Source organism: Vibrio fortis (assembly GCF_024347475.1).
GTDB lineage: Bacteria > Pseudomonadota > Gammaproteobacteria > Enterobacterales > Vibrionaceae > Vibrio > Vibrio fortis.
Map to the genome: position 1 here is coordinate 1,005,284 of NZ_AP025488.1, position 25,736 is coordinate 1,031,019.

The window sequence follows — 25,736 nt, forward strand, 5'->3', positions numbered from 1 at the left end:
ACGACGATGAAAATTGTTATTGCTCCCGATTCATTCAAAGAATCCCTGTCCGCAAAGCAGGTGTGTGAAAGTATTGAAACTGGATTTAGCCAAATATTTCCCGACGCTGAATATGTTCACTTACCGCTTGCTGACGGTGGTGAAGGGACGGTGGATGTCTTACTGCAAGGTCTCGATGGAGAAGTGCGTGAGTCTCAAGTCACTGATCCACTGGGTAATGCTGTAAATGCGACATGGGCCATTCTTGACCATAAAGAGAAAGAAGGTGGTAAGACTGCATTGATTGAGTTTGCCGCAGCTTCTGGCTTGGATCTTGTTCCTGTTGATCGCCGTGACCCCGCAGTATCAACAAGCTTTGGTACAGGAGAACTCATTCGTGAGGCGCTCGATTTAGGTGTTACTCAAATCATTCTTGGTTTAGGCGGTAGTGCAACCAATGACGCAGGAGCCGGGATCGCGCAAGCGTTAGGTGCAAAGTTGTACGACGCAGAGGGTGTCGAGGTCACGCGTGGTGGTTCAGCATTGGAAAGTGTTGTTGAAATCGATATCCGTGAATTACACCCTCGCTGTAAACAGGTGGAGTTCATCGTGGCATGTGATGTTGCTAACCCTCTTTTAGGAGAAGAAGGCGCGAGCCATGTGTTTGGGCCGCAAAAGGGTGCATCGCCAGAGCTTGTTGAAACGCTTGAGTCAGCTATCACTGGCTTTTCTAAAGTATGTTCGACGCTCACCGGTGTTGATCACTCACATTCTGCAGGCTTTGGTGCAGCAGGTGGCACTCCATTGGGCCTGTCTTTAGTGTTTGATATTCAGATCAAGCAAGGGATTGAGATGGTTCTGGATGTGCTTGGCGCAGACGAAATACTCAAAGGTGCAGATCTTGTTGTTACAGGGGAAGGTCAGATGGATAACCAAACCCTACAGGGTAAGACGCCATTTGGCATCGCAAATCGCGCAAAACGCAAGGGTATTCCGTCAATTGGAATCGCCGGTTCGCTTGGTTATGAGATTGATGAGCTATACAGCACAATCAACAGCACCTTTGGCACCGTGCGTTCACCTCAATCTTTAGAACAAGTTCTGTCAGAAGCGAGCAAAAATCTTACTCGTACTGCTCGTAATATTGCAGCCACGCTCAAGCTTGGCGGCCAGATTTTTAATGAGAAGTAATTATGTCTCTATTTAAACTCGACAACGTTATTCAAAACTACGCATGGGGCAGTAAAGACTCCATTAATCAACTGTTTGGTATTGTAAACCCCAACCAAGAGCCTCAAGCAGAGATCTGGATGGGCGCTCATCCGAACGGTTGCTCAAAAGTGGGTGGTACAGGCGAAGCACTTTCTCATGTGATTGATGAGAATAAGGTTGATGTGCTCGGTGGGTACACAGCAGCGCGATTTGGCGAGTTGCCTTTCTTATTCAAAGTACTAGCAGCAGAGACGCCGCTATCGATTCAAGTTCACCCTAACAAGCGCAAATCTGAAATGGGGTATGAGCGAGAGAACGCACTTGGTATTCCACTGAATGCCTCTAACCGTAACTATAAAGATCCGAACCACAAACCAGAACTGGTTTATGCGCTAACTTTCTATAAAGCGATGAACGGATTCCGACCGATTGAAGATATCATTTCACTGTTTGAAGAAGCGAATATACCTTCGTTGGCAATTGAGCTGAATGTTCTTAAAGCGAATGCGGATAGCGATGCGCTGAAGGCGTTCTTTACCGCTATTATGTCGTTAGAAGGTGAAAAGAAAGAAGTAGCTCTCAATGAATTGGAAGCGGCACATCAACGCTCGGCTAAAACGGTCATGGGGCGTGAAGCGATGCAGTACAGCAAAGACTTTAAACAGCACTATCCCGGTGATATTGGTTTGTTTGCTCCACTGATGCTCAACACCGTGGAGTTAGCACCGGGTGAAGCGATGTTCTTGTTTGCAGAGACACCTCATGCTTACGTTCAGGGTACTGGCCTAGAAATCATGGCGAATTCAGACAATGTTCTTCGTGCAGGTTTAACCCCGAAATACATTGATGTTCCAGAACTGATTGATAACACGATCTTTGAATCAATCAAGCCAGAAAATATCCGTCTAAAACCTGTGTTGAAAGAAGGCAAAATGAGCTATCCAATTCCAGTGGACGATTTTGGTTTTGATATCTTGTCAGCGAGTGATGAAAGTAAATCACAATATCTACGTAGTGCAGAGATTCTATTCTGCGTAGAAGGGGAAGCAACGGTCACCTCGGAAGGGCAGAGCATTACGCTTAAGCCGGGCGAGTCGGTATTTGTGAGCAATAATTCAAGCGTTTACCAATATCAAGGGAATGGTATCTTGGCTCGTGCTTTTAATTAGTGCCCCCGTGCTAGTCGAAAGCAAAAAAGATATCAGAGCGTTATGAGTCATAGTTAACGCTCAATATTGGTTTGATGGTAACTATCGAACTGTTATAAGCAGTCACTAAGTTTGACCATACCCGCCGTCTTTGGCGGGTTTTTTCGTTGTGAGGCCGGAAACATAACACTCTAAAACGATAAAACCCCGCTGTAGAAACGGGGTTCAAAAAGCATTAAATGCACATGTGTTTAAGCAATGTGAGTCATTTTGTTGATGACAAATGTTTCAATTAAACCTTCTGTCGCTGCCATGTAGTCGGCAATATGTTGGCTAGCCAAATGTTGTTTTAGTAGCGCTTCAGACTCCCAGTTTTCGTGAAACACGAAGTGAGCTGGATTGTCATTGTCTTGGTGTAGATCATAGTTGATGCAGCCTTCTTCAGAACGCGTAGGGGCGATCAACTTGATTAGTTCGGCTTTCACGAGGTCTGTATTGTCTTGTTTAGCGACGATTGTTGCAATAATGGTGAGTTTGCTCATTCCTTTTTCCTCGGTGTTCTTCTCGGTAAGTGCAAGTAATATAGATACAAAAAGACCAAGGTTAAAGATTAGCTATATCCAATGACTATGGAAACTTTAGTCCATAATAAGGGGTGTGAGGTGACAGAAAGAACTGTCTAAAAAGTAATAAAAAATGCCCGACTGTAGACGTCGGGCATGAGTGCGAGAGTCTAGGTTCCGGTATTAGTTGTGGATTTCAGCTTTAATCCAAACCATACGGTGATCAGACGAAATGTCTTTACCGTTGCCGTAACTGCCAACACGTTCATCGTTCATAAGAAGACGACCGTTCTCAAATGTTGCTGGCCAGTAAACACCAGAATCTGAAATAGTTAGGTTTTCCGATGGAACAACGTGATCAAGACGAAGGCCGCTCGTACTAGTTACTTGACCTGGGTATGGCGTATCCCAGTTCGCTTCTTTACATTCACCAAGAGCAAGACACTCTGGGCCACCAAGGCTAGAAGGTGCAAGTGGGCCGAATGTCGCTAAACGGTTAACTTTGTCGTGATCCATCAGCGCATTAATTGCCGTTAGGTCACCATCACCTTTGAGAGGATCTGCGTTAAGATCGCCCATTACGACGAATTTCGCGTCATCAGCTAAACCACCTGTCACACCCTTGTCATCGTACATGTAGCTTTGACCTTCGATGTAGTCAACCCAGAAGTTAACTTCGTCGGCATTTTGAACTTTGTTCTTACCTGTGTCGAAGATTGGTGGTGTTGGGTGAGACATAAGAAGGTGAATCGTCTCTGTTGTACCATCTTCTTGTGGAATCAAAATTGGCGCGTCGACGTGGTTTTTAGAAGAAAGACGAACTTCTGCCCACTCTTCAGCGGTATACCAATTATCACCACACTTCATACCTTCAGGGATAGGGTTCCAAGAGTCGTTACAATTAGTGATTGTTGGCATAGTCGCTGTAGGCATGTCTTTCCATTTGAACTTTTGGAATGTACGAATGTTGTCGTGGTCAATCTCATACATAGACATTAGAGCGAACGCATATTGCCCGTGGTAGTTACCAAAACCCCAAGCATCACCAGGTAGCTGACCTGCGTTACCATCATTATCAAGATCAAAACCAAACTCGTTAAGAAGACCGGTGTTGGTCGCGAAGTTTGCAAAATACTGGAATACGATAGGTTCTAACTGGGTGCCGTCTTGATCAAAACTGTTAGAGTTTTGAGAAACCGCAAGGTAGTTCAAACGGAAACCAATGATAGCGTCGTTGTTTTCAGCTGTACCGTCGTTATTAAACTCAGCCATCATAATTACAGCTGGGCGCTCAGTTTGGATGATTGCTGCGACATTACGAATTTGGATAACTTTAAGTGCTGTTGCGCTGTCTTCATCCGACAGCGTTTTGTCTTGCCAACCCTTAATCAACGCATCTTGTTCTGGTTTAGTCAGTTTCATTTCAGCGACAAGATCTTCGTAGGTGTAGCGATCGAACGACAGGTTAAATACTGCAATACGTCCTTTGCTGTCTACTGGTGTCGGTTGTGGGACTTCAGGCTGAGGAACTTCTGGGTAGTAGTTGTTCGTTGTTTCGTCACCGCAGCCGAATAAAAGGGTAGTAGAGATTGCTAGTGCTAGTGATGATTTTAACATTTTCATAAAATGACTCGCTTATGTTGTCCGTGGAACAGGAGGGCGCGCATTCTATGTTACAAAATGAGATTCCGTAAGTGACTTTGGTCACGCTTGGAAATGTAAGCAAACGTTTTCTTACATTGATTATGTGATATTTGACATTGGTCCATTTTTGATTAGAGTTTTTATTCAACCTTAATCATAGATTATTCCTTTGGGTACAAAAAAACCTAGGCGATGGTCACCTAGGTTTTTGATTTAAAATAATTTTATGTTGCAGAAACGTTACGCGTATTGTTCGACAGTTTGTGCCCAATTTCGCTTCTGTTGCTCAAAGTTCACTTTGATTTGCTGATATCGAACTTTAAGTAGCGAATGCTCATATTTCTTAACGACGTCATCACGCTTACTCTCAAGCAACTGCTTTTTAACCGCGTAATACTCATTCATGTTCGCAACGAGCGCGTCAAATTCCGCTTGTAGCTTTTCAGCAATTTGGATGTTGTCTGCGCGATGCATGATTTTTTGTTGCGTGCGCTTTAACAGCATTGTCGCTTCCGCTTTTTCAATTCTTGCTTGTGGCGTTTTCTTTAACTTAGACGTTAAGCCACACAGTGATGCACCCTTAATAAGCCATTTAGTTGGATCGTATTGCCACCAGTAAATGCCGTTGCGGTAATCGTTCTCGAAAATATGATGGAAGTTGTGGTAACCCTCACCAAAAGTAAGAACTGCCAGAATGCCATTGTCACGTGCAGTGTTTTTATCTGTGAAAGGTTGGCTTCCCCAGATATGAGCAAGAGAGTTAATAAAGAAAGTGGTGTGGTGGTTTAATACTAAACGAACCGCGCCTACCATCAGAAGCATACCAATGACATCACCATAGATAACGCCAAGCGCGATAGGCACACCGAAATTCATTATCAGTGCTAGTAGGATGTAGTGTTTGTGTTGCCACATCACAATTTTGTCTTTTTTAAGATCGCGACAATTTTCGTAATCTTTATAAATTGATGTGTTGTAGTTGCGGATCATCCAACCAATATGTGAATACCAAAACCCACGTTTAGCTGAGTAAGGGTCTTTGTCATTGTTATCGACATGCTTGTGATGTACTCGGTGATCGGAAGACCAGTGAAGGGCACTGTTTTGAAGCGCAAATGCGCCACCCAGAGCAAAAAGAAATCGTAAGCTAGAATGTGCTTCAAAGGCTTTATGAGACCATAAACGATGGTAACCCGTTGTTATTGAAAGATTACAGAAGCTAAAACAAACCGCTAACCAAATCCAATGCTCCATACCATAGCCGTTGTAATAACCATAAAGTGGCGCGGCAACTAATGCCAACAGCATACTAAAGGAGAAGATAAAAACGTTTAGCCAGATCAGAGGCGGCTTCTTATTTTGCGTTGTATTGCCAGTTGTCATCAGCATATTCCATTGAGCTTACAGTTGTGCGCTAGAATATCAGCGTACACGTGTAAGTCAAGAATCAAAGTGTAAGTACCTATTAGTCGTCAGGTTTTAATAGTATGTTTTGCTTTAATTTTGTAGGTAAGTAGTATTAAATGTAGAAGTTATAAATAAATGGAAGTGCTAAGGGCTAATAAATGGAAATTAGAGTAGCTGAATATAAAGATTACGAGCGTATCGCACAGTTACATGCAGAGAGTTGGAAAATTTACTACCGCGGAATTCTAGCTGACAAATATCTAGATCAGGACGTTCTAGAAGACAGATCAGTAATCTGGCAAACCCGTCTTATCAATCCTCCTTTTAATCAACACGTTTTACTCTTAGAAGAGGGTGGATTGTTAGTTGGCTTTGTGTGTGCGTTTGGTAATCACAATTTCGATCGCGGCACCTTTATTGATGCGTTGCACGTGGACAACGCCTATCGTGGTCGTGGTGTCGGTAAACGTTTGTTGTCAGAGCTGTCAGAACGACTTGAGCAGTACTACTCAGACAGTGGTCTGTACCTAGAAGTAATGTCGAAAAATAAGCAAGCAATCGGTTTTTATGAATCTATTGGTGGCAAAGAAGAGCTTGAGCAGATTTGGGATGCGCCTTGTGGCAGCCAAGTCAAAGAGAAAGTGTATTCTTGGCCATCTCCTGCGAACTTAGCTCAGCAATTACAAATGCCTGCGTAATAAAGCAAAAGATTATCAAGAGAAAGCCCCTAGTATTAACAGCTAGGGGCTTTTAGTTCGTGTGGGTATTTAAAAGACAGCGGCTTCGATATTAGGATGGGCAACGTTACACCATGAGATGCAGTTTCGACCGTTCTTTTTAGATTGATATAGAGCTCTATCGGCGTCTTCAATCAATTGTTCGACTGAACCAACCGCACGATCAATATGTTTCACTCCCACAGAAACCGTCACCTCAAGTGATATCTTTGAAGGAGAGGTGAGTAGGTTATCAGCCAGTTGTTGTGCTTGGGTTATATTTAGACCTTGAGCAATAATCAGAAATTCTTCACCACCATATCTAAAAAGGTTGCTCTTAACGGGCAGCTTCGCCTTAATCGCTTTCGCAAGCTCCTTAATAACCATATCTCCGGTTTGGTGACCATAAGTATCATTCACCGATTTGAAATGGTCGATATCAATCATAATCGTCGTCATCGACTGATTTCGGTTGATGTTTGGTTCGATAACTTGGTGTAGATAGAGTCGGTTATAACAACCTGTCAACGCATCTTGGTAGGAGAGCGCTTCAAAAAGGTTCGACTGTTTTCGTAGTTGTATAGCTTGCTTGCGCAGTTGTTCAGATTGGGAGAAACGTTTATGAACTTCTAATTCTCTTCTCAAGCATGCTGCAGCGACTAATACATAGGTTGCTAGGTAAATCGATATGATTTCAAGTTCGTGTGCGGGTTCAGCGGCGTATAGCAGTGGGGATAAGCCGATAAGATAGCTAGCGAGTATGCAGCTCAGGGTGATTAAACTGTATCGCGCAGACAGCCGTGAGAAGGTGCCAATATAAATCATGACCAGAATAACACCGCCTTGATAGTCATAATTGCCGAACTCGATGGCTATTCTACCGACAACAACGAGAAATAGTGCGCTTGTTATCAGCGTTATACTCTCTAACTGCTGAAGCACATTTGGTCGATTATTTATGCAGTAATAAGCGGCTCCTGCCATCATTCCAGAAAGTATGATCCGCAGTACAATGGGCATAACGCACTGATCGCCAAAATGAATGAAGTCGGTGATGATGAAAGCAAAAAATATGGTGATCGGCAGGTAGATGAAATTGACATACGGCAGGTATATTTCATTCTCAAAATAGGTTTTGAAACGCTGGTTTTGAAAACCGGGATATGAACGCATCTTAAAATTCGCTAAGGGATCACAAAATAGTGCGTCAGTATGTCTATGAAACTCAGTAATGTAAATTCTAGATTTTATTTATGTGACAAGATATTAGTTCTATCAATGATAGGTCGAGTATGAAAAGTTACGCCCTAGTACTAAGACTAGGGCGTCAAAAGAAGGGAAACTGTTAGCTCTAATTGCTAGAAAACAAACGCGAGTTAGCGCTTGTTTTTCAGATAACGCTTACGACGTTCTTCTTTCTTCTTGGCTTTTTCTTCTGCCTTACGCAGCGCTTCTTGCTCAACTTCAATCAGCTCTTGAGTGATCATTTCTGGAAGCTCTAGAGTGACTTGACCAAGCGTACCGTTACGAAGCTCGTGAAGAAGAATTTCTGAACATTTATGCAAATCAATGTGACCACCTGCACGAAGTGCACCACGCTTACGGCCGATCTCTTCCATCAATTCAATGTCAGATTCTGGCAGATCTTCGATTTGATAGCGTTCTTTTAAAAGGTGAGGGTATTGCTTTGCCAAATACTCAACGGTGTAAAATGCAACTTCGTCGTATTCCATTGCCGTATCTTTTACTGCACCGGTAGCGGCAAGGCGGAATCCACTGTGTGGGTTTTCTACTTTAGGCCACAAAATTCCCGGAGTATCAGAAAGTACGACGCCGTTTTGCAGATTAATACGTTGCTGACGACGAGTCACCGCAGGTTGGTTACCTGTTACAGCGATCGTACGACCCGCTAGACAGTTGATGATGGTTGACTTACCAACGTTTGGAATACCCATAATCATGGTACGAATGTTTTTGCCGATCTCTTCACGGTGAGGAGCCAGCTTACGTACGAGTTCCATGATGTGATTCACTTCTTCTTTAACGCTGGTGGTAATTGCGATCGCTTTTACTCCTTGTTCTTTCTCAAAGTGCTCAATCCACATTTGGGTTAATTCTGGATCGGCTAAGTCACGTTTATTAAGAACTTTAACGACTGGTTTACCTGCTTTGATCTCGGCAATCATCGGGTTTTCTGAACTAAATGGTATGCGCGCATCTAGCACTTCAATGATAACGTCAACTTTAGGGATAACTTCTTCGATTTCTTTGCGAGCTTTGTGCATGTGGCCCGGAAACCATTGAATAGACATAGAGATAAACCTTGATAAATATATTTGCTGCACATTGTAAGGGTTGGATGATACGTGTAAAGGTATATCTATCCTTGCCTTAGTTGAGCGGAGTGAAATTTCTTAAATTATAGATAATTTAATGGATGTTTTCGCTGCGTATGTCCGAGTCTAATTGTTACAGGATAACGTTACTGAGAAGAATAGAAGGCTGCGATGTCTTTTAAGTCTTGGTCGTTGAGCTTGCTCAGTTGGGCGCGCATCATTTCAGCGTAGTCGCTTTGTCTCTCTCCATTTTGATACGCTTTCATCGCGTTAAAGAGATAGATTGGGTCTTGGCCAGAAAGACTAGGGTAGGCGTTGTTGGTAGATGGTCCTGTAGGACTATGACAAAAAATGCAGCTTGGTGATTTCATTTTACCTAGCTCAGGATCACCAAAATCGTTAGCCTGAACGGAATAAGAGAGAAGGGCAGTAACAAGAACAATGGATTTAGTGAACACGTTTATACTCCTGTGAAAACAAAAGTATAAAGCTTCCCCTTAGGGGAAGCTCAAGTCTTTATTCTGTTACAGGAAGTTAAAGTACTTTCTTTAGTTCACTTAAGAAACGTGAAATGTCTTCTGCCTCGATATCACGATGAGTGACAAAGCGTACTGGGTTACTCGGTGTCATAGTAATCCCTTGATCAGCTAACTTTAACGCGATGCGATTAATATCAACCGACGCGTCCAATTTAGCAAAAACAATATTGGTTTGAACAAAGTCAGGGTTTACCGAGAAGCCCGGCAGTTTACTAAGACCAATCGCCAGATCTTTCGCATTTTTGTGGTCAGTTTTGAGCTGTTCAACGTTTTCTGTTAGCGCCATTTTACCAGCTGCCGCTAAGATACCTGCTTGACGCATACCGCCACCCACCATCTTTCTTAGACGACGTGCTTTAGCGATGTATTCTTTGCTACCCAGAAGCAGTGAGCCTACAGGAGCACCTAACCCTTTAGATAAACAGATGGTCATTGAGTCAAAGTGTTTAGCGATCTCTTTAACAGGGACATCCAAAGCTGCTGCTGCGTTATAAACGCGAGCACCATCTAAATGGAGTTTTAAGCCATGCTTAATAGTAAATGCACGTGCTTCTGCTAAATAAGAGAGAGGTAACACTTTGCCATTGATGGTGTTTTCCAAGCTTAGAAGAGTCGTACGTGCAAAGTGGCTATCGTCTGGTTTAATGGCGCTTTCGAGTTTGCCAAAGTCAAGAGTCCCGTCTGGGTTGTTCTCGATCGGTTGTGGTTGAATTGAACCGAGCACTGCGGCACCGCCAGCTTCGTATTTATAGTTATGAGCTTGCTGGCCGCACAAGTATTCATCACCACGACCACAGTGTGCCATCAACCCAAGTAGGTTGGCTTGAGTGCCTGATGAAGTAAACATAGCGGCTTCAAAACCTGCTTCCTTGGCTGCCCACTGCTCTAAATCGTTTACCGTCGGATCATCACCGTAGACATCATCGCCAACCTCGGCATTTGCCATTATTTCGCGCATTGCTTGACTTGGTTTTGTTACGGTATCAGAACGGAAATCCATATTGCTCTCCTATAGGTAGCCACAAAGCTGGGCTTTACTTAAACATGCGATAGTTTTGGTATCGGTAATTTGGTCGTTACGAATTTTTTGTTGCAGCTCTTCAATAGTGAGCTCTAACACTTCGATAATCTCGTCGTCATCACAGCTAAAGCGAGTCGTTAGGTTTAATTCTGAAGCAACAAAGAGGTGTTGAATCTCGTCGCAGAAGCCTGCTAGTGGCGTTACTTGACCCAAGCTTTGAAATTGACCAGCGCTGTAACCAGTCTCTTCTTCGAGTTCGCGCTTTGCACAATCTAAAGGTGTTTCACCTTGTTCCATGGTGCCAGCTGGTAGCTCCAACAGCCACTTTTTAAGGGATGGTCTAAATTGATTGATAAGAATGACCTTTCCGTTAGACGTGATGGGAAGTATGACTGCTGCGCCAGGGTGTTGAATCGTGGTGTGAGTTATTGAAGTCCCGGTGGGTAATTTAACATCCTCTTCTACTAGTGAGATGCTTTTCCATTTGTGGATTATTGTTTTCATGGAGTGATAGTCACTTTCCTTGCCAATTGCCGGACATATAAGACGTCGACCACCTTAACGCCAAATATGTCGAAAATAAAAGAAAAATTCTGAATGTGTTCCCAGAAACTCATCAAACATTGTGACTCTATTCTCAAAATTGGAATCTTTGATTACACCAAAATTACCAACCTAACCATCTGATATAAATGCTACTCAACAATAAAATACACTTGTAACAAAGTGCTAACAAATGTATAAAAACATATCTACACTCTTAATTATCTTGAAAGTTTCCGGAGTTTTGCTGTGATGAATCCTTCTGTATCTTCCCATGCTGACAAAGCATTACTCTCCGAACGCATTAACAAGCTTGCTCAAGCCTTATCTGACGGTGTTTACGAGCGTGAAGACACCATAAAACTTTGTTTACTAGCTGCGCTTGCAGGCGAAAGTGTTTTTTTGCTTGGTCCTCCGGGTATCGCGAAAAGTTTAATCGCGAAACGTTTAATACAAGCTTTCGATAACAGTAGCTACTTCGAATATTTGATGACTCGCTTCTCAACCCCAGAAGAAGTTTTTGGTCCATTGAGTATTCAAGAATTGAAAGACAATGGTCGTTACGTGCGTTTAACCGAGGGTTACTTACCAACCGCACAAGTTGTTTTCCTTGATGAAATTTGGAAAGCGGGTCCGGCAATCCTTAATACACTATTGACTGTTGTTAACGAAAAGACCTTTAAAAATGGCAGCGATATCGAACGTGTTCCGATGCGACTGCTGGTTTCTGCGTCCAATGAACTACCAGATGAAGACAGCGGTCTAGAGGCACTTTATGACCGTATGCTGGTGCGCGTGTTCGTAAACCGTATTCAGAATAAGCAGAACTTTAAGTCGATGCTAACCACTGGCACACCTCAAGAAGCGACCATTCCACCGGGTCTGGCTATTACTGATATTGAATATCACCAATGGCAGAAAGAGCTTGACCGCCTAGAGCTTAACGACAACGCATTCGACAAGCTTTACGAGCTTAAAACCATGCTTGAAGAGACAGTGAAGAAGCAGGGTGGCGCGATGTCAGACTCTGAACTTTACGTGTCTGACCGTCGTTGGAAAAAAGCCGTTAAGCTGCTTAAAGCGAGTGCATTCTTCAGTGGCCGTGATACCGTGAATCCGCTTGATATCATGCTTCTTCAAGACTGTTTATGGCATAGCCCTGAATCTCGTGACGTGGTTCGTAGTGTCGTTAACGACTTTGCGTTAAACCGAGCGTTTGACCAACAAGAATCCAAACACCAAATTGAGCTAGCACGTGAAGAGTTAGAAGAGATCCAAGAAGATGTAGAGTCAACTCTCTCTGTATCTCTTTCAATGGAAACGAGCAGCGGTCTACTGCGTAAAGACATTTACCAGCACGATATCAAGAACGCAAAAATGTACAGCGTTGGCAGTGCCTATAACCTAGTCAAGTTGGTACTACTGCAAAGCAACATGTCGGTATCTGAATCTGAAAAGGGTGACAGTCGCTGGGTTTATGTTGCGAAAGACGATTTCGATCGCGTGATCAAAGAAGGTCATGGTGACATTTATGGTTATGTAAATGAAAACAAAAACCTATGTCGCCTTAAGCTTGATTTAGACGCCTCCAATCAACTCGTTATCAAAGACATTGCTAACCGCTCCGTGTTAGTGAGTGTTGTGACATCTGATGGTTTGGATAAAGAGCTATACGATAAATGGTTAACAGGTGCAGAGGCGGCGCTTAAGCAGCTTCAAGACGCAGAATTCAACCTTAAAAAAGTACGCTCAGATTTTCATGGCGCACTACCACATAACTTTATTGACCCTGAATTACCGAAGGCGATGGAAGCAAGCTTGCAAGCCATCACTCAAGATCTTGAAACCACACAGGTTAAGAGCAGTAAGATCGTTCAGCGTATCAAGTTCATGAGCCAATACTTCGAGTAAGGGGACCTTATATGTTAGGAGCAGACGGATTAAATCTGGCTTTAATGGTGGCAGACTCTGGCATCATTGATACTGCAATGAATGACTTATTGGCCCGCTCGCAAGTGATGATGGCGGCGGAAAATAAAGGCGTAAAAACCTCTGTTAAGAACCATTTAGTCAAGTGGCGTGGCAAGGTGAAAAAGCGCGTCACCAAAGTCTGCGAGACCGATCGATTCCAACAAGAAATTGCCCTTTACCAAGAAGTGATTCACTGGGACGAAGAGCAATTTTTTGAAGAGATCGATTCGGTGATCAAAAAGCTTGAGTGGCACTCAGCGTTTTATCTGCAAGCTCGCCGATTGCTTGAACATAATAAAGGCGTTTATAACGCCATGTTCCCTCACTATTTCTGTGACCAGTGGTACCAAGCCCTGTCTGAAGCGATTAAGCAAGCGCAAGTGACAGAGCTTGAAGCGAGTAAAGAGAAAGTGCTTGCTGACCTTTACCAGCGCATGGAAACCATGAAAAACATGGACAAAGTGACGGAGTCGGGTGACGAAGGCAGCGTAGGGCGTTTGTGGGATATGGCGTCAGCCAAACTGAGTAAAACCGACCTTACCGTAATGAAGCGTCATGCAGAGTTTCTAAATAAGCACAAAGGTCTGCAAGAGATTGCTGAGAAGCTTGGTCGTATGGCGGGTTTAGAAGATGACCCGTCTCTGCATAAAGCGCCGGTTGAAGAGCTTCAGATGGTCGAAGAAAAAGCCGATGAAGCGGTAGACGATATTGTCGGTATTCACGAAAGTGACGACCTCAATAAGATGCTGCCAAACGAAACCATGTTTTTGGCTTACCCAGAACTCGAAGTTATCTTCTACAAGCATTTAGCTGATAAGCGTTTATTGAGTTACCGCTCTCAAGGTAAATCTCGAACTTTAAGAAAAGTGAAAGCGCAAAAGCCAGATGCGAAGAATGTAGACATCGAGAAAGGTCCTTTCATCGTCTGTGTCGATGCTTCTGGTTCAATGAGCGGGTTCCCAGAACAATCGGCTAAAGCTATGGCTTATGCCCTGATGCAAATTGCATTGGCGGAGGAGCGAGATTGTTACGTAATTCTGTTCTCTTCAGAGCAAATCACTTATGAGTTAACTCGTCAGGACGGATTGCGTGAAGCGAGTGACTTCTTAAGTTACTCGTTCCACGGCGGTACCGATCTAGAGCCGGTATTAATGAAGTCGATTGATCTCATGATGGGCGATAAGTACAAGAACGCAGATTTGGTTGTGCTTTCTGACTTTATCGCACCTAAGCAGTCTGACGAGATGATTGCCCAGGTTGAGAAATTGAAACAGCACAAGAACCGCTTCCACGCTGTGAGCCTTTCTAAGTACGGCAACCCTCAATTAATGAGTATGTTTGATCACTGTTGGTCGTACCATCCAAGCCTCGTTGGGCGTTTAATGAAAAAATGGTGATGTAAATTGCTGTACGATTTCTGTCTGAATAGGTGGAAGGTGCAGCAATTTGATTTAAATGTCAGCAAACAGAATTTAAATGCACATTTTTATTTGACTATCCTTCCTCAATCCGTAAAGTAAGCACCCGAACACAGCGGGACAACATCCTAACGTGTTGAAATAAAAAGGCGCCTTGGCAGAGTGGCTATGCAGCGGATTGCAAATCCGTGGACCTCGGTTCGACTCCGGGAGGCGCCTCCATTCAAACCTTAAGTTTGAATACTATGCGACACTAGCTCAGCTGGTAGAGAGCAACCTTGCCAAGGTTAAGGTCACGCCTTAAACCTTGAAGATAGGGAGCCTCGTGTTTCGCTCCAAATTTTGTAATGTTGATTGGCATCGACATTAAGATGGTGTTTACGAATCGTAACGGCATCGCAATAAAGAATTGCGTGCCCTGGTGGTGGAATTGGTAGACACAAGGGATTTAAAATCCCTCGGCGTTCGCGCTGTGCCGGTTCAAGTCCGGCCCGGGGCACCATCTATTTCTCTCCTAAAGAGACACGTAGTTACCTTAGATTACGACAATCAATTTAAGGCGCCTTGGCAGAGTGGCTATGCAGCGGATTGCAAATCCGTGGACCTCGGTTCGACTCCGGGAGGCGCCTCCATTATTCATTAAAACCAGTCCTCGTGGCTGGTTTTTTTGTGCCTGAATTTTGAAACTTCATTTTAAACATCTCTATTTGATGCACTAAAGGCTGGTCTAACTCGATAACAAGATCACGTCTCTCATAGCGTGTTCTATACTACTTTGGTATTACACAAGTCACATATTGATGAATCATGCTCAACTTGTTTCATTAATGCGTTGAAACTCTCATAAAATCAGTTGCATAGATGAGACTATAAAACACTAACTCATTTCTTAGGTTTTATAAGAGGCTCATAATTATGCAATTTAGTCTAAAGAGGAAGATGGTTTCCTCTGTGGTTTTGGCGATTGCGGTGACATCTGCCATTTTACTTTTCATTGGCTACAAAACGTTTCAAACCAACAGCTGGCAAGCGATCGAGAGTGAAAGCCGAAATACACTCCATGCTCACGCCAAAGGTATTGGTGATTGGTTTCACGACAAGAAGCAAGCGGTCAATGGACTACAGCAACAAATTTCTTTAAACCCTGATCTCGATATTGTGCCGCACCTACGTCAAACCTTGGTGTCTGGTGGATTTGGTCTAAGTTATTACGGCAATAAAGAAGGTGAGATGTTCCGTCATGACCCTTCTTTGAATAAACCCGGTTACGATCCACGTGTGCGTGGTTGGTACAAAGAGACGCTCGCAGCGAACAAGGCAATCACAACTAAACCTTACGTAAGCGTAACGATGCAGACGTTAGTTGTTACGCTGACAGACCCTGTGTTTGAAAATGGTCAAATCGTTGGGGTTGCAGCGTCTAACTTAGCATTGGATAAGTTGATTCAAGACGTATTGGCGATTCCGGTACCTGGTGATGGTCGTGCTATTTTGATCGACACCAAAGGTACAGTGGTCGCGCACAGCAACAAAGATTTCATTCTTAAAAAGATCACCGATATTGCACCAGAGCTAAATGTTTCGAGCTTAAATTCAGCAGCTGCGAACTTAACGACGCTTTACGCTGATGTAGATGGTGTAGAGAAGGTTATCATGGCTGAACCAATCAAGAATACTGATTGGATGTTAGTCATAGAAATGAACAAAGAGGTCTTGGAACAGCCATTATTTACTATGCTGGTCAACCAAGTTACGACAGGTTTAATCGTGCTTATCGTTATGGCAATCGCGACTTCTTGGTTTGTTGCTCGTCAACTTGTCGAATTAGGCCGCGTAGGCGAAGCACTGGCAGACATCGCAGAGGGTGAAGGTGATTTAACGCGCAGACTGACGGTTTCTAGTCATGATGAAGTGGGTCAATTGGCAGATAAGTTCAATACCTTTATTGACCGTCTCCACGAGATGATGAAAAACGTGAGTAACGTCTCTTCGGCGATGACGCATGGTGCAGAACACGCAAATCAAAGTGCAATGAAGCGTAGTGAGAGCGTTGGTAAGCAACAAGATGAAATCACGATGGTTGCGACTGCTGTGACTGAAATGGCGACAGCAACGTCAGAGATTGCGTCGAACGCCGATAATACTGCTAAGAGCGCTACTCATTCCGTTGAGTTGAGTGAACAAGGCTTCCAGCAAATGGAGAAAAGCCAAGCTTCGATTAATGAGTTAGCGAATGAGCTGACTGGTGCGGTATCTATCATCAGCGAGCTTGAAGAGCATGGTCAGCAGATTGCGACGATTCTGGCAACGATTCGTGAGATAGCAGAACAGACCAACTTACTGGCACTTAATGCTGCGATTGAAGCGGCACGCGCGGGTGAGCAAGGTCGAGGTTTTGCGGTCGTTGCTGATGAGGTTCGCGTATTGTCTCAAAGAACGCATGCTTCAACGGAAGAGATTGAAGATAAGATCAAACGACTTCAACAAGCGACTAATGGCGCGGTTAAGGTGATGAACCAGAGCCATGATATGGCGCGTACTAGTGTGAATGACGTCAACCTAGCAGGTGAAAGCCTAGAGCAGATCCGTGAAGCGATTCAGGTAATCAGCGATATGGCGACGCAAATTGCCTCAGCGGCTGAAGAGCAATCGCTAGTGACGGCTGAAATCAATACGAATACCGAATCGGTTCGTGAGGTGAGTGATGTAATGGCTGTTGACGCTTCCGATGCAGTGGTTCAAGCTGACCAACTAAATCAGCTAGCTAACGACCTGAAACAAGAACTGAGCCGCTTTAAGCTTTAACCTCCGGTGGAAAAGTCAGTTCAAGCACAGGCTTTCGCGCCTGTGCTTTTTTGTTCTTAAATGAACCTTCCCTTCTGTTAACCGACAATCGACAGGGTTAATCTTAAAACGCTTATAGTTCTCATCCTTTGTTATCTGACCGTCTTGAAGTAATCTAAATGCCAATCGTTACGTCTTTTAAAAGAAATGCATGAAAAAGTCTCAAGTATTAGCAGAGAAACTTAAGAATCAGATCGAACACAATATTTGGTTGAGTGGTGAGAAACTACCGTCGATCAGAAATGCTTGTAAGCGCTATAAACTGAGTATTGAGACAGTTCTCCAAGCATACCAACAGCTTGAAGCTGCGGGTTATATCTATGCTAAACCTAAATCTGGTTACTTTGTATTACCCCGCCGGAATGTACTCTCCAGTAAAGACCTAACCTCAAAAGCAATTACGCCATACCCTGTTCGAATCAGCGACCTGCTTTATGACGTGCTTCAAAAGGCGAAAGACCCCAGTATTATTCCACTTAGTTCTGCTTTCCCAGATCCGTCTTTGTTTCCTCACCAAGCCTTGTCGCGAAGCCTCGCTAGTGCCAGTCGTCAAATGCCGGACAATAGCATGCTGACCAACTTGCCTCCGGGTAATCAGACTCTAAGAAGACAAATTGCACAGCGCTATCAGGTGAATGGGCTCAATGTGCTTCCCGATGACATCGTCATCACCTCTGGGGCTATGGAAGCACTCAGTTTGTGTTTACAGTCTTTTACGGAGCCGGGTGATCTGGTTGCGATTGAGTATCCCGCTTTCTACGGTGTGCTTCAAACCATAGAGCGATTAAACCTAACCGCGGTAGAGATCCCAACCAATCCAGAGAATGGGATCGACCTTGATGTGCTCTCCTCAGTATTCTCATCAATGGATATCAAAGCGTGTTGGTTTATGACGGCGGCTCAAAACCCAGTAGGGTACTCAATGAGTACCGCAAACAAGCAGCGCCTTGTACAGCTGGTGAATCATCATAACGTACCGATGATCGAAGACGACGTATATCGAGAGTTGTTTGTGGGCAGTGAATCGAGCCTTCCTGCTAAAGCTTATGACCAGAATGACAATATCTTATTATGTGGTTCGTTTTCTAAGTCACTCTCACCCGGATTCCGAATTGGATGGGTTGTTGCAGGACAACAAGCACTTAAGATCCAACGCTTACAACATTTGGCGACGCTGTCCAGTAGTATCCCAATTCAATTGGCACTGTCTCATTATCTAACGTATTACAGCTACGATAACCACCTCAAGAAGCTACGAAAGGTACTCCATGAGCGGAAGCAGGATCATATCAGTTTGCTTAGCGACTGCTTGCCGCAGAACACGGTTATTCATCTCACGCCGGGTGGTTACTTTATTTGGATTGAATTACCGAAAAATGTTTGTGTTGAAACACTGTACGATAGGGCGCTCGAACACAATATTTCCGTTGCTCCTGGAATCATCTTTAGTGGTGATAAACGTTTTAATCATCACATCCGAATCAACTGCTCTTATGCTTGTGATGACAAGATATCAAAAGCGATCAAAACCTTAGGGAATCTGGTTGTTGAAATAAGTCATGGCAATCAAGAGTCGGCCTAATTTTGATACTGCAACTGTTACGAATTTACAATCTGTTCTAATTTTTAGTCACTGATCTGTTCTAGTTTGGTTCGATGGAACTGTGCTGAAATACGCTCCAACTTATGTATGAAAGTCATCATTATGATGTTTGGAGCTTTAATGTTTGATGTTGTTGAATTATCGCGCTTGCAGTTTGCGTTGACGGCAATGTTCCATTTCCTCTTCGTCCCTTTAACCATTGGTATGTCGTGCTTGTTAGCCATTATGGAGTCAATCTATGTGCTAACAGGTAACAAAATCTATCAAGATATGACACGCTTTTGGGGAAAACTCTTCGGGATAAATTTTGCGTTGGGAGTGACAACTGGCCTGACAATGGAGTTCCAGTTTGGCACTAACTGGTCTTACTATTCCCACTATGTTGGTGACATTTTCGGTGCGCCCCTCGCAATTGAAGCGCTGGTGGCTTTTTTTTTAGAGTCAACGTTTGTGGGCCTGTTCTTCTTTGGCTGGGAGCGTTTGTCAGCGCGCCAACACCTGGTCGTCACATGGTTAGTTGCTCTGGGTTCGAGTTTCTCGGCGTTATGGATCTTGGTCGCGAACGGTTGGATGCAAAACCCGATAGGGTCGGAGTTTAACTATCATACTATGCGAATGGAGATGACGAGTTTCGCTGAAGTGGTGCTCAACCCTGTCGCACAAGTGAAGTTTCTGCATACAGTGTCGTCGGCTTATACCTGCGGCGCGATGTTTATCCTCGGCGTGAGCGCTTATTACTTGTTGAAAGGACGCGACGTTGAATTCGCCAAGCGATCATTCGCTGTTGCATCTTGTTTTGGTATGGCATCAATCATTTCGGTTCTGGTATTGGGTGATGAGTCAGGTTATGAGCTAGGCGATGTTCAAAAAGTAAAGCTAGCTGCAATTGAAGCTGAGTGGCACACCGAGCCAGCGCCTGCTGCATTCACACTTTTTGGCTTACCTAATCAAGAGAAAGGTGAAACCGATTATGCAGTGAAAATCCCTTATTTGATGGGAATCATCGCCACGCGCTCACTGGATGAACAAGTAACAGGGCTCCATGATCTTAGAGAGCAGCACGTTGATCGTATTCGTAATGGCATGATTGCTTATGATTTGCTGGAAAGCTTGCGTGCTGGTGATAACTCAAATGCTACAACAGAAGCGTTTGATGAAGTTAAGCATGATCTCGGCTATGGCTTACTGCTTAAGCGTTACACCGATACTGTCACTGACGCGACCGAACATCAAATCCAAATGGCGGCAGACGACTCCATTCCAACCGTTTGGCCACTGTTTTGGTCATTCCGCATCATGGTTGGTTGTGGTGTAGTCATGCTGATTGTTTTTGGTGCTGCATTCCTTCAAACCTATCGTAAGAAATTCACAGCAAAACCTTGGGTTCTTAAAGCGGCGCTATGGTCGATCCCTTTACCTTGGATCGCGATAGAGGCCGGATGGTTTGTTGCTGAATACGGTCGTCAGCCATGGGCAGTAGGGGAGGTACTTCCAGTGACTATGGCTGCATCACAGCAATCAGTTGAAGATGTACTGCTTACCCTCGCGTTAATCATGGCGCTCTATACAGTCTTCATCATCGTTGAAAGCTACTTGATGGTGAAAGTTGCGCGCAAAGGCCCAAGTAGTTTGAAGACTGGTCGTTATCACTATGAGCAAGGTGATCATTCAGTCGAAGCCAAGTTAGCCCTGCAAGTACAGCAATAAAGCGGAGTCGTTATGTTTGAATATGAAACGTTAAAAATGATTTGGTGGGTGTTGATCGGCGTGTTGCTGATTGGCTTTATGATCACCGATGGATTTGATATGGGTGTCGGCGCTTTGCTGCCTATCATTGGTAAAACCGACACAGAGAGACGCGTGATGATTAACTCCATTGCACCACACTGGGATGGGAACCAAGTGTGGCTGATAACGGCGGGTGGCGCACTGTTTGCTGCATGGCCCATGGTTTACGCGACAGTATTTTCGAGTCTATACATCGCAATGTATATGGTTCTAATTGGGTTGTGGTTACGTCCGTTAGCACTTGAATATCGCGCTAAAGTGGAAAGCCAGCAATGGAAAGATGTATGTGACTACGCTACAGCCTTTGCAGGAGTATATCCCCCTCTATTATTTGGCATTGCCTTTGGCAATTTGTTACAGGGAATACCTTTTTCTTTGAATAGCCTATTGATGGTGACTTATCACGGAAGTTTTTTAGATTTGCTTAACCCGTTTAGCCTGTTGAGTGGGATTGTTGCTGTGACAATGTCGCTACTACAAGGAAGTACTTGGCTGTTGTTGAAGACTAAACATGATATCTATGGCAAGGCTCGTGCTGTCGGCCAAATGAGTGCGTGGGCGGTATTCGTTTTAATGGTGATCGGTGGTTTGATAATCGGTGATCTTATGGGCTATCAGGTTGTGAGTGTGCTCAACCAAAATGGAGAATCGAACCCGCTGAATAAGGTTGTTATCGCTGGTACCGGAATGTGGTTGAGCAACTTCGAGACCTATACATGGATGTGGTTTGCACCTATTGGCAGTGTCGTATTTCCAGTTGTGACGTTCTTCTGTATCAGGCTATCGAAAGATCTAATGGCATTTATAAGCTCTAGTTTAACCAGTGCTTCAATCATATTAACGGCCGGTTTCACTATGTTTCCGTTTATTGTGCCATCGAGTTTCAATACTAATCACAGCCTGACGCTATGGGATGCGACTTCAAGCGAGCTGACGCTGAATATCATGACAGGTGTTGCCTTTGTTATGGTGCCAATCATTCTTGGTTATACGGCATTTAGCTACCGTACTATGCGTGGCAGGCTTGATAACAAGTATGTTGAACGAAACAGTCATTCACTCTACTAGGAGGCACTATGTGGTATTTTGTTTGGATTTTGGGTTTGATGTTGGCGTCTGCATTCACTATTTTAAATCTGGTTGGGTTAGAGAAGCAGGCCGAAAACAACAGTGATTGATGAATTTGAGCGGGATGTAGATTGTGTATTTAAATGAGAACGTAATAGGGATCGATATTTCGAAGGGTAAGGATTGAGCTATTTGTATTCTTCTTATGCTAAAAGTTCGATAAATAACCGTTTGAATTAAAAAGATAAAATATATATTGATCTCACCGCTCAATCCGTTAAAGTACGTCTCGTTCTCGCGGCACAGGCCGATGAGAGATGGTGTTGCCATAGCATGATTGCGTTGCCCTGGTGGTGGAATTGGTAGACACAAGGGATTTAAAATCCCTCGGCGTTCGCGCTGTGCCGGTTCAAGTCCGGCCCGGGGCACCATCTACTTACTCGTGAGAGGGAACAGAGTCGAACTCTTAAAACTCGAACAATTTGGCGCCTTGGCAGAGTGGCTATGCAGCGGATTGCAAATCCGTGGACCTCGGTTCGACTCCGGGAGGCGCCTCCAAATTACCAAAGACCAGCCTAGTGCTGGTTTTTTTGTGTCTAAATTTTGTCTTTCTTCCCATTTTTAAATTTCTCCTAATTACTCCTTTCATTGGCATAATCCATTCCGGAATCTGGTTTTGCTCGGCCATGTAAGCGTGTGTAACCAAAGCAAGCACAAAAATAAAACAGTGTTCATAATGTTCACACTTATGGATGAAGGAAAAGTTATGTTTAAAACTCTCATTAATATTTCACTTATTTCTATGTTAACTGGCTGTGTGCTTTACCCTACGACGCGAAACTACTACAAGCCCGTGATTGCGGAAGGGCAAGTTGAAGCGGCAAGTGCAGCGTGTGGTTATCACACGGCGAAATATGATGGGATAGAACAACAAAATGACAATATGTTGGTTGGTGTGTATCCGCACTTTGACGCTGAAGGCAATACACTGACACTGACTTTTGCGACGGAATCTGAATACGATAATGTTGAGTTAACCTTGGATAAGGTAATCAGTAATGATGTGCTTTTGACAGGTGAACCTGAAACGTTAACGCGCTCAACCAGTTATATTTCAGATAATGTTCATCGTGCATGGTTCACATCGAAGTCACTGCAGATGCAAGAGCAAGCCGATACATTGACACTTTTCGTTTCCGATAATTATGGCAATGAATATCAGTTCAAGTTCGAATTCACTCGTAAAAAAGACATCTATTATTCGTCAATTAACTGCTAACAAAAAGTAGGCATTGCTTAGGGAGCGACTTTACGAATTGTCGTTACCTCTGATCAAAGAAGTCTTTGTTACGAATATACTTACTCATTAAGTGATAGGAGAAGGGGCGAATCACCCAACTCAACAGCGAACGCACAAAGCGAATTAGGGTGGGGGTGTTCTCATAGATTCGACCGTTGTAAAGCCAAAGCATTCTGCCTGCATGCCAGTAGATAAGGGGAATGGGTGGCATGAAAGTCACGATGTCTAAATCACAGCAAATGCGGTAGGTTTTCTTGTTAAGAGAGTAGTGCTGCTTGAATTGCCAGTTGCCAATCGCTGGTTGGCCAAACGTCACAACACGTTTAATGCTCCTAGGGTATTTGTGATTAAGGTAATCAGCGAAAACGCAGCCGATCGCTCCACCAGAGGAGTGACCGGTGATGGTAACTCGTTTGCCTTTTTCGATGAGTGGAGCGAGTGTTGTTTCTAAACGTTCGAAGACGGAAGCGCCGAGCGTATCGTCATTTCTACTGGGTTGGCTCTCTTGAAACAATAGATGATAGAACCCAGCGTGAATTCGGTAGTTGAGCCCAATGGATTTACAGCTTCTTGTCCATAGAGCAAAGTTCAATAACCAGTCACTGAGGCTATGAGAGCCTTTGAGTACGACAATCACTTCAGTTTCAGCTTCACTCCAAAGAACTCGGATCATGGTTTTACCAAATTGATTTTTGATGATTCGTTGTCCGTTTGGGTCAAACCCATAGCGTGTCTGCTTGAACACTCGTGGGTAGGCGAGATTGCATAAAACGGCATACCTTTCATACTGGTATCTTTTAAGTGGTTTCAAATTTGATTCCAATCGTCCCTTTACTTCTTACCTTAGTGGGCAATTGTGAAATATCCATGAAAATTAAAATGAAGAGATTAGCTTGAAAGGCTCTATGTGCTTATTTTGTTCAACATTAGTTCAAAGTGTCAGCGAACGAATCAATAAAGTTTAGGCAACGGTTGACTCAGTTTTTATAGGCGCTATAGTACGTCCCGTTCTCACACAGAGAGTGCAAGAACATGGCAAAATTGTTATGCGACACGGTTTAATACAATGTCTCTAAAAGAACAATCAAGCTCAAAGGCGCCTTGGCAGAGTGGCTATGCAGCGGATTGCAAATCCGTGGACCTCGGTTCGACTCCGGGAGGCGCCTCCATTTCACTACCTCATCAGATTGGTCAGCTATGCTGGCTTTTTTTATATCTAAATTTTGTGCTTCGAGCTGAACAAGTGTGAGATTAGGGTCAGCTTTTTCGACCAAAAGCGCCTAAAATAACTTTGTTATCAACAAGCTTGCGAGTGTTCATGAGAAGTACCGACGATTACATCATTTTTTATCACTTAATGGAGCAAGGCTCTTTTAGTGGGGCTGCAAAACAGATGCAGTTGACTAAGTCGGTGGTGAGTAAACGTATTGCTAAGCTAGAACAAGATCTTGGTGTGCAACTTCTCTATCGAACGACGCGCAGCATTAAACTCAGTGAAGCGGGGCAGTCGTTTTATGAACAAGCAAAACGCGTTTATCAAGCTGTTGCCACAGCAGAAGAATCGATCGTTGGTTTAGGTCAGAGCTTATCCGGTAGTATCAAGATTACCGTACCAACTATCTCTGGTGAGCTGATTCTACCGGGTGTGATCGCTGAATTTAACGAACGTTACCCCGACATCAACATAGATATGGATCTCGATAATCGTTTTGTTGATATCGTCAACGATCGCTTTGACCTTGCAATTCGAACTGGTGTGCTTCCAGATTCGAGCCTGATTGCGCGTAAGCTGGTGGATGCACACTGGGTTGTGTGTGCCTCTCCAAAGTATCTCGCGATAAACGGTAAGCCTGATTCCCCTCAAGAGTTAGTGAAACACAACTGCTTGGCGTACTCCTACCAAGAGACTGGGGCAAAAGAGTGGGCCTTTAAAACGGGTGATGAAGTCTACCAAGTGAAAGTAGATGGTAACCTGTGTACCAATAATTCATCTGCACTAAGAAATGTGGCGCTGTTAGGGCAAGGGATCATTTATGTACCTAGAGTCTTGATTCATGATGATTTGGAGCAGGGGCGTTTAATCCAACTTTTTCAAGGAGAAACGGCCAAGTGCTTAGGCATTTATGCGGTTTATCCATATACACGTCAGCAACCTGAAAAGGTGAAGCGTTTTATTGAACACCTATACCAAGGCTTTCAAAAGCGTAGCCACCAGTTCTAGTCTAGGCATTGTTTAAGTCTCTAGGCAATGTCTCCTATTCAGGCAGTATTTAAATAGTTAGCCAAAATTACAGCAAGCCCTCAACCTTTTACATTGCACTTGGCCAAGCGTCGCTGAGTGTTTACGCTCCCACCGATTGACATATAGCTACTTCCGCTCTGTATCTCGTGTTCAGTATCTCACTTAGCCTCTCGATTATTGGTCGTTGTAAGCCATGCATTTGCAATAACCGGATGTGTGACATGGCTGTTAATGTTTGGTTTTGATATTGTTTCCATAAAGAAACAATCTGTTTCTTGCTCAAATTTTGAAGTTTGTTTTTGTTAACTTAATGAAAATATTAGCTTTATTATAACTAAGCTTAATTTTGGATAGTGTTGGCGAGATCAGCAGCATAGACGCTGTATAACAGGCT

General features: G+C 43.8%; 21 protein-coding genes and 7 tRNA genes. 19 read left to right on the top strand and 9 right to left on the bottom strand.

What is annotated here, in order from left to right:
* Window positions 1-6: 6 nt before the first annotated feature.
* The gene (locus tag OCV50_RS18985) at window positions 7-1,170 is read left to right on the top strand and encodes a glycerate kinase (protein WP_261904257.1); all 1,164 of its coding nucleotides are present in this window, start codon (window positions 7-9) and stop codon (window positions 1,168-1,170) included.
* A 2-nt stretch (window positions 1,171-1,172) separates the two neighbouring features.
* Window positions 1,173-2,360, top strand: a complete 1,188-nt coding sequence (manA, locus tag OCV50_RS18990) for a mannose-6-phosphate isomerase, class I (RefSeq protein ID WP_261904258.1) — start codon at window positions 1,173-1,175, stop codon at window positions 2,358-2,360.
* Between the two features lie 230 nt (window positions 2,361-2,590).
* Here manA and OCV50_RS18995 read toward each other — a convergent pair whose 3' ends face one another.
* The 3 genes from OCV50_RS18995 to OCV50_RS19005 all read right to left on the bottom strand — a co-directional run bounded on the left by OCV50_RS18995 (window position 2,591) and on the right by OCV50_RS19005 (window position 5,929).
* Complete coding sequence (locus OCV50_RS18995) at window positions 2,591-2,881, bottom strand: putative quinol monooxygenase (RefSeq protein ID WP_261904259.1); 291 nt, start codon at window positions 2,879-2,881, stop codon at window positions 2,591-2,593.
* A gap of 204 nt (window positions 2,882-3,085) precedes the next feature.
* A complete protein-coding gene (locus OCV50_RS19000; RefSeq protein ID WP_261904260.1) occupies window positions 3,086-4,525 on the bottom strand; it encodes an endonuclease/exonuclease/phosphatase family protein in 1,440 nt (479 codons plus the stop codon).
* Between the two features lie 261 nt (window positions 4,526-4,786).
* Window positions 4,787-5,929: an acyl-CoA desaturase gene (locus OCV50_RS19005; RefSeq protein WP_239839897.1), complete on the bottom strand. Its 1,143-nt coding sequence runs from the start codon at window positions 5,927-5,929 to the stop codon at window positions 4,787-4,789.
* 182 nt (window positions 5,930-6,111) lie between these two features.
* On the opposite strand from OCV50_RS19005, the gene OCV50_RS19010 reads away from it, so the two are divergent.
* A complete protein-coding gene (locus OCV50_RS19010; RefSeq protein ID WP_239839898.1) occupies window positions 6,112-6,651 on the top strand; it encodes a GNAT family N-acetyltransferase in 540 nt (179 codons plus the stop codon).
* 69 nt (window positions 6,652-6,720) lie between these two features.
* Here OCV50_RS19010 and OCV50_RS19015 read toward each other — a convergent pair whose 3' ends face one another.
* The 5 genes from OCV50_RS19015 to OCV50_RS19035 all read right to left on the bottom strand — a co-directional run bounded on the left by OCV50_RS19015 (window position 6,721) and on the right by OCV50_RS19035 (window position 11,069).
* Entirely contained in the window at window positions 6,721-7,779 is a 1,059-nt protein-coding gene (locus OCV50_RS19015) for a GGDEF domain-containing protein (RefSeq protein ID WP_261905236.1), read from the bottom strand.
* Window positions 7,780-8,045: 266 nt separating this feature from the next.
* Window positions 8,046-8,981 (bottom strand): ribosome biogenesis GTPase YlqF, encoded by a 936-nt coding sequence (gene ylqF, locus OCV50_RS19020; RefSeq protein ID WP_239839899.1) that lies wholly within the window; start codon window positions 8,979-8,981, stop codon window positions 8,046-8,048.
* A gap of 170 nt (window positions 8,982-9,151) precedes the next feature.
* Window positions 9,152-9,463, bottom strand: a complete 312-nt coding sequence (locus tag OCV50_RS19025; protein ID WP_261904261.1) for a c-type cytochrome — start codon at window positions 9,461-9,463, stop codon at window positions 9,152-9,154.
* A 76-nt stretch (window positions 9,464-9,539) separates the two neighbouring features.
* Entirely contained in the window at window positions 9,540-10,544 is a 1,005-nt protein-coding gene (gene ltaE, locus OCV50_RS19030; RefSeq protein ID WP_261904262.1) for a low-specificity L-threonine aldolase, read from the bottom strand.
* Window positions 10,545-10,553: 9 nt separating this feature from the next.
* Complete coding sequence (locus tag OCV50_RS19035) at window positions 10,554-11,069, bottom strand: NUDIX hydrolase (protein ID WP_261904263.1); 516 nt, start codon at window positions 11,067-11,069, stop codon at window positions 10,554-10,556.
* A 291-nt stretch (window positions 11,070-11,360) separates the two neighbouring features.
* On the opposite strand from OCV50_RS19035, the gene OCV50_RS19040 reads away from it, so the two are divergent.
* The 14 genes from OCV50_RS19040 (at window position 11,361) to OCV50_RS19105 (ending at window position 23,079) form a co-directional block, all read left to right on the top strand.
* On the top strand, window positions 11,361-13,019 hold the full coding sequence (locus tag OCV50_RS19040) for an ATPase RavA domain-containing protein (RefSeq protein ID WP_239840453.1): 1,659 nt from the start codon (window positions 11,361-11,363) through the stop codon (window positions 13,017-13,019).
* A gap of 11 nt (window positions 13,020-13,030) precedes the next feature.
* A complete protein-coding gene (gene viaA, locus OCV50_RS19045) occupies window positions 13,031-14,476 on the top strand; it encodes an ATPase RavA stimulator ViaA (protein WP_261904264.1) in 1,446 nt (481 codons plus the stop codon).
* Window positions 14,477-14,645: 169 nt separating this feature from the next.
* Window positions 14,646-14,719 (top strand) — tRNA-Cys (locus OCV50_RS19050).
* Between the two features lie 25 nt (window positions 14,720-14,744).
* A tRNA-Gly gene (locus OCV50_RS19055) sits at window positions 14,745-14,835 on the top strand.
* Between the two features lie 77 nt (window positions 14,836-14,912).
* Window positions 14,913-14,999 (top strand) — tRNA-Leu (locus OCV50_RS19060).
* A 56-nt stretch (window positions 15,000-15,055) separates the two neighbouring features.
* Window positions 15,056-15,129: transfer RNA gene (locus tag OCV50_RS19065), tRNA-Cys, on the top strand.
* Between the two features lie 283 nt (window positions 15,130-15,412).
* Window positions 15,413-17,302, top strand: a complete 1,890-nt coding sequence (locus OCV50_RS19070; RefSeq protein ID WP_449369360.1) for a methyl-accepting chemotaxis protein — start codon at window positions 15,413-15,415, stop codon at window positions 17,300-17,302.
* 190 nt (window positions 17,303-17,492) lie between these two features.
* Entirely contained in the window at window positions 17,493-18,923 is a 1,431-nt protein-coding gene (locus tag OCV50_RS19075; protein ID WP_261904265.1) for an aminotransferase-like domain-containing protein, read from the top strand.
* A 141-nt stretch (window positions 18,924-19,064) separates the two neighbouring features.
* A complete protein-coding gene (locus OCV50_RS19080) occupies window positions 19,065-20,651 on the top strand; it encodes a cytochrome ubiquinol oxidase subunit I (protein ID WP_261904266.1) in 1,587 nt (528 codons plus the stop codon).
* A gap of 12 nt (window positions 20,652-20,663) precedes the next feature.
* Entirely contained in the window at window positions 20,664-21,800 is a 1,137-nt protein-coding gene (gene cydB / locus OCV50_RS19085; RefSeq protein ID WP_261904267.1) for a cytochrome d ubiquinol oxidase subunit II, read from the top strand.
* An 8-nt stretch (window positions 21,801-21,808) separates the two neighbouring features.
* Window positions 21,809-21,910 (top strand): cytochrome bd-I oxidase subunit CydX, encoded by a 102-nt coding sequence (gene cydX, locus OCV50_RS19090; protein ID WP_261904268.1) that lies wholly within the window; start codon window positions 21,809-21,811, stop codon window positions 21,908-21,910.
* Between the two features lie 234 nt (window positions 21,911-22,144).
* Window positions 22,145-22,231 (top strand) — tRNA-Leu (locus tag OCV50_RS19095).
* A 53-nt stretch (window positions 22,232-22,284) separates the two neighbouring features.
* Window positions 22,285-22,358 (top strand) — tRNA-Cys (locus OCV50_RS19100).
* A gap of 208 nt (window positions 22,359-22,566) precedes the next feature.
* Complete coding sequence (locus tag OCV50_RS19105; protein ID WP_261904269.1) at window positions 22,567-23,079, top strand: hypothetical protein; 513 nt, start codon at window positions 22,567-22,569, stop codon at window positions 23,077-23,079.
* Window positions 23,080-23,122: 43 nt separating this feature from the next.
* Here OCV50_RS19105 and OCV50_RS19110 read toward each other — a convergent pair whose 3' ends face one another.
* The gene (locus OCV50_RS19110; RefSeq protein WP_261904270.1) at window positions 23,123-23,911 is read right to left on the bottom strand and encodes a lipase family protein; all 789 of its coding nucleotides are present in this window, start codon (window positions 23,909-23,911) and stop codon (window positions 23,123-23,125) included.
* A 284-nt stretch (window positions 23,912-24,195) separates the two neighbouring features.
* Between OCV50_RS19110 and OCV50_RS19115 the strand changes: the two genes are divergently transcribed.
* Together OCV50_RS19115 and OCV50_RS19120 are read left to right on the top strand one after the other, a co-directional pair.
* Window positions 24,196-24,269: transfer RNA gene (locus tag OCV50_RS19115), tRNA-Cys, on the top strand.
* Window positions 24,270-24,418: 149 nt separating this feature from the next.
* Entirely contained in the window at window positions 24,419-25,321 is a 903-nt protein-coding gene (locus tag OCV50_RS19120; RefSeq protein WP_261904271.1) for a LysR family transcriptional regulator, read from the top strand.
* Window positions 25,322-25,736 lie beyond the last annotated feature (415 nt).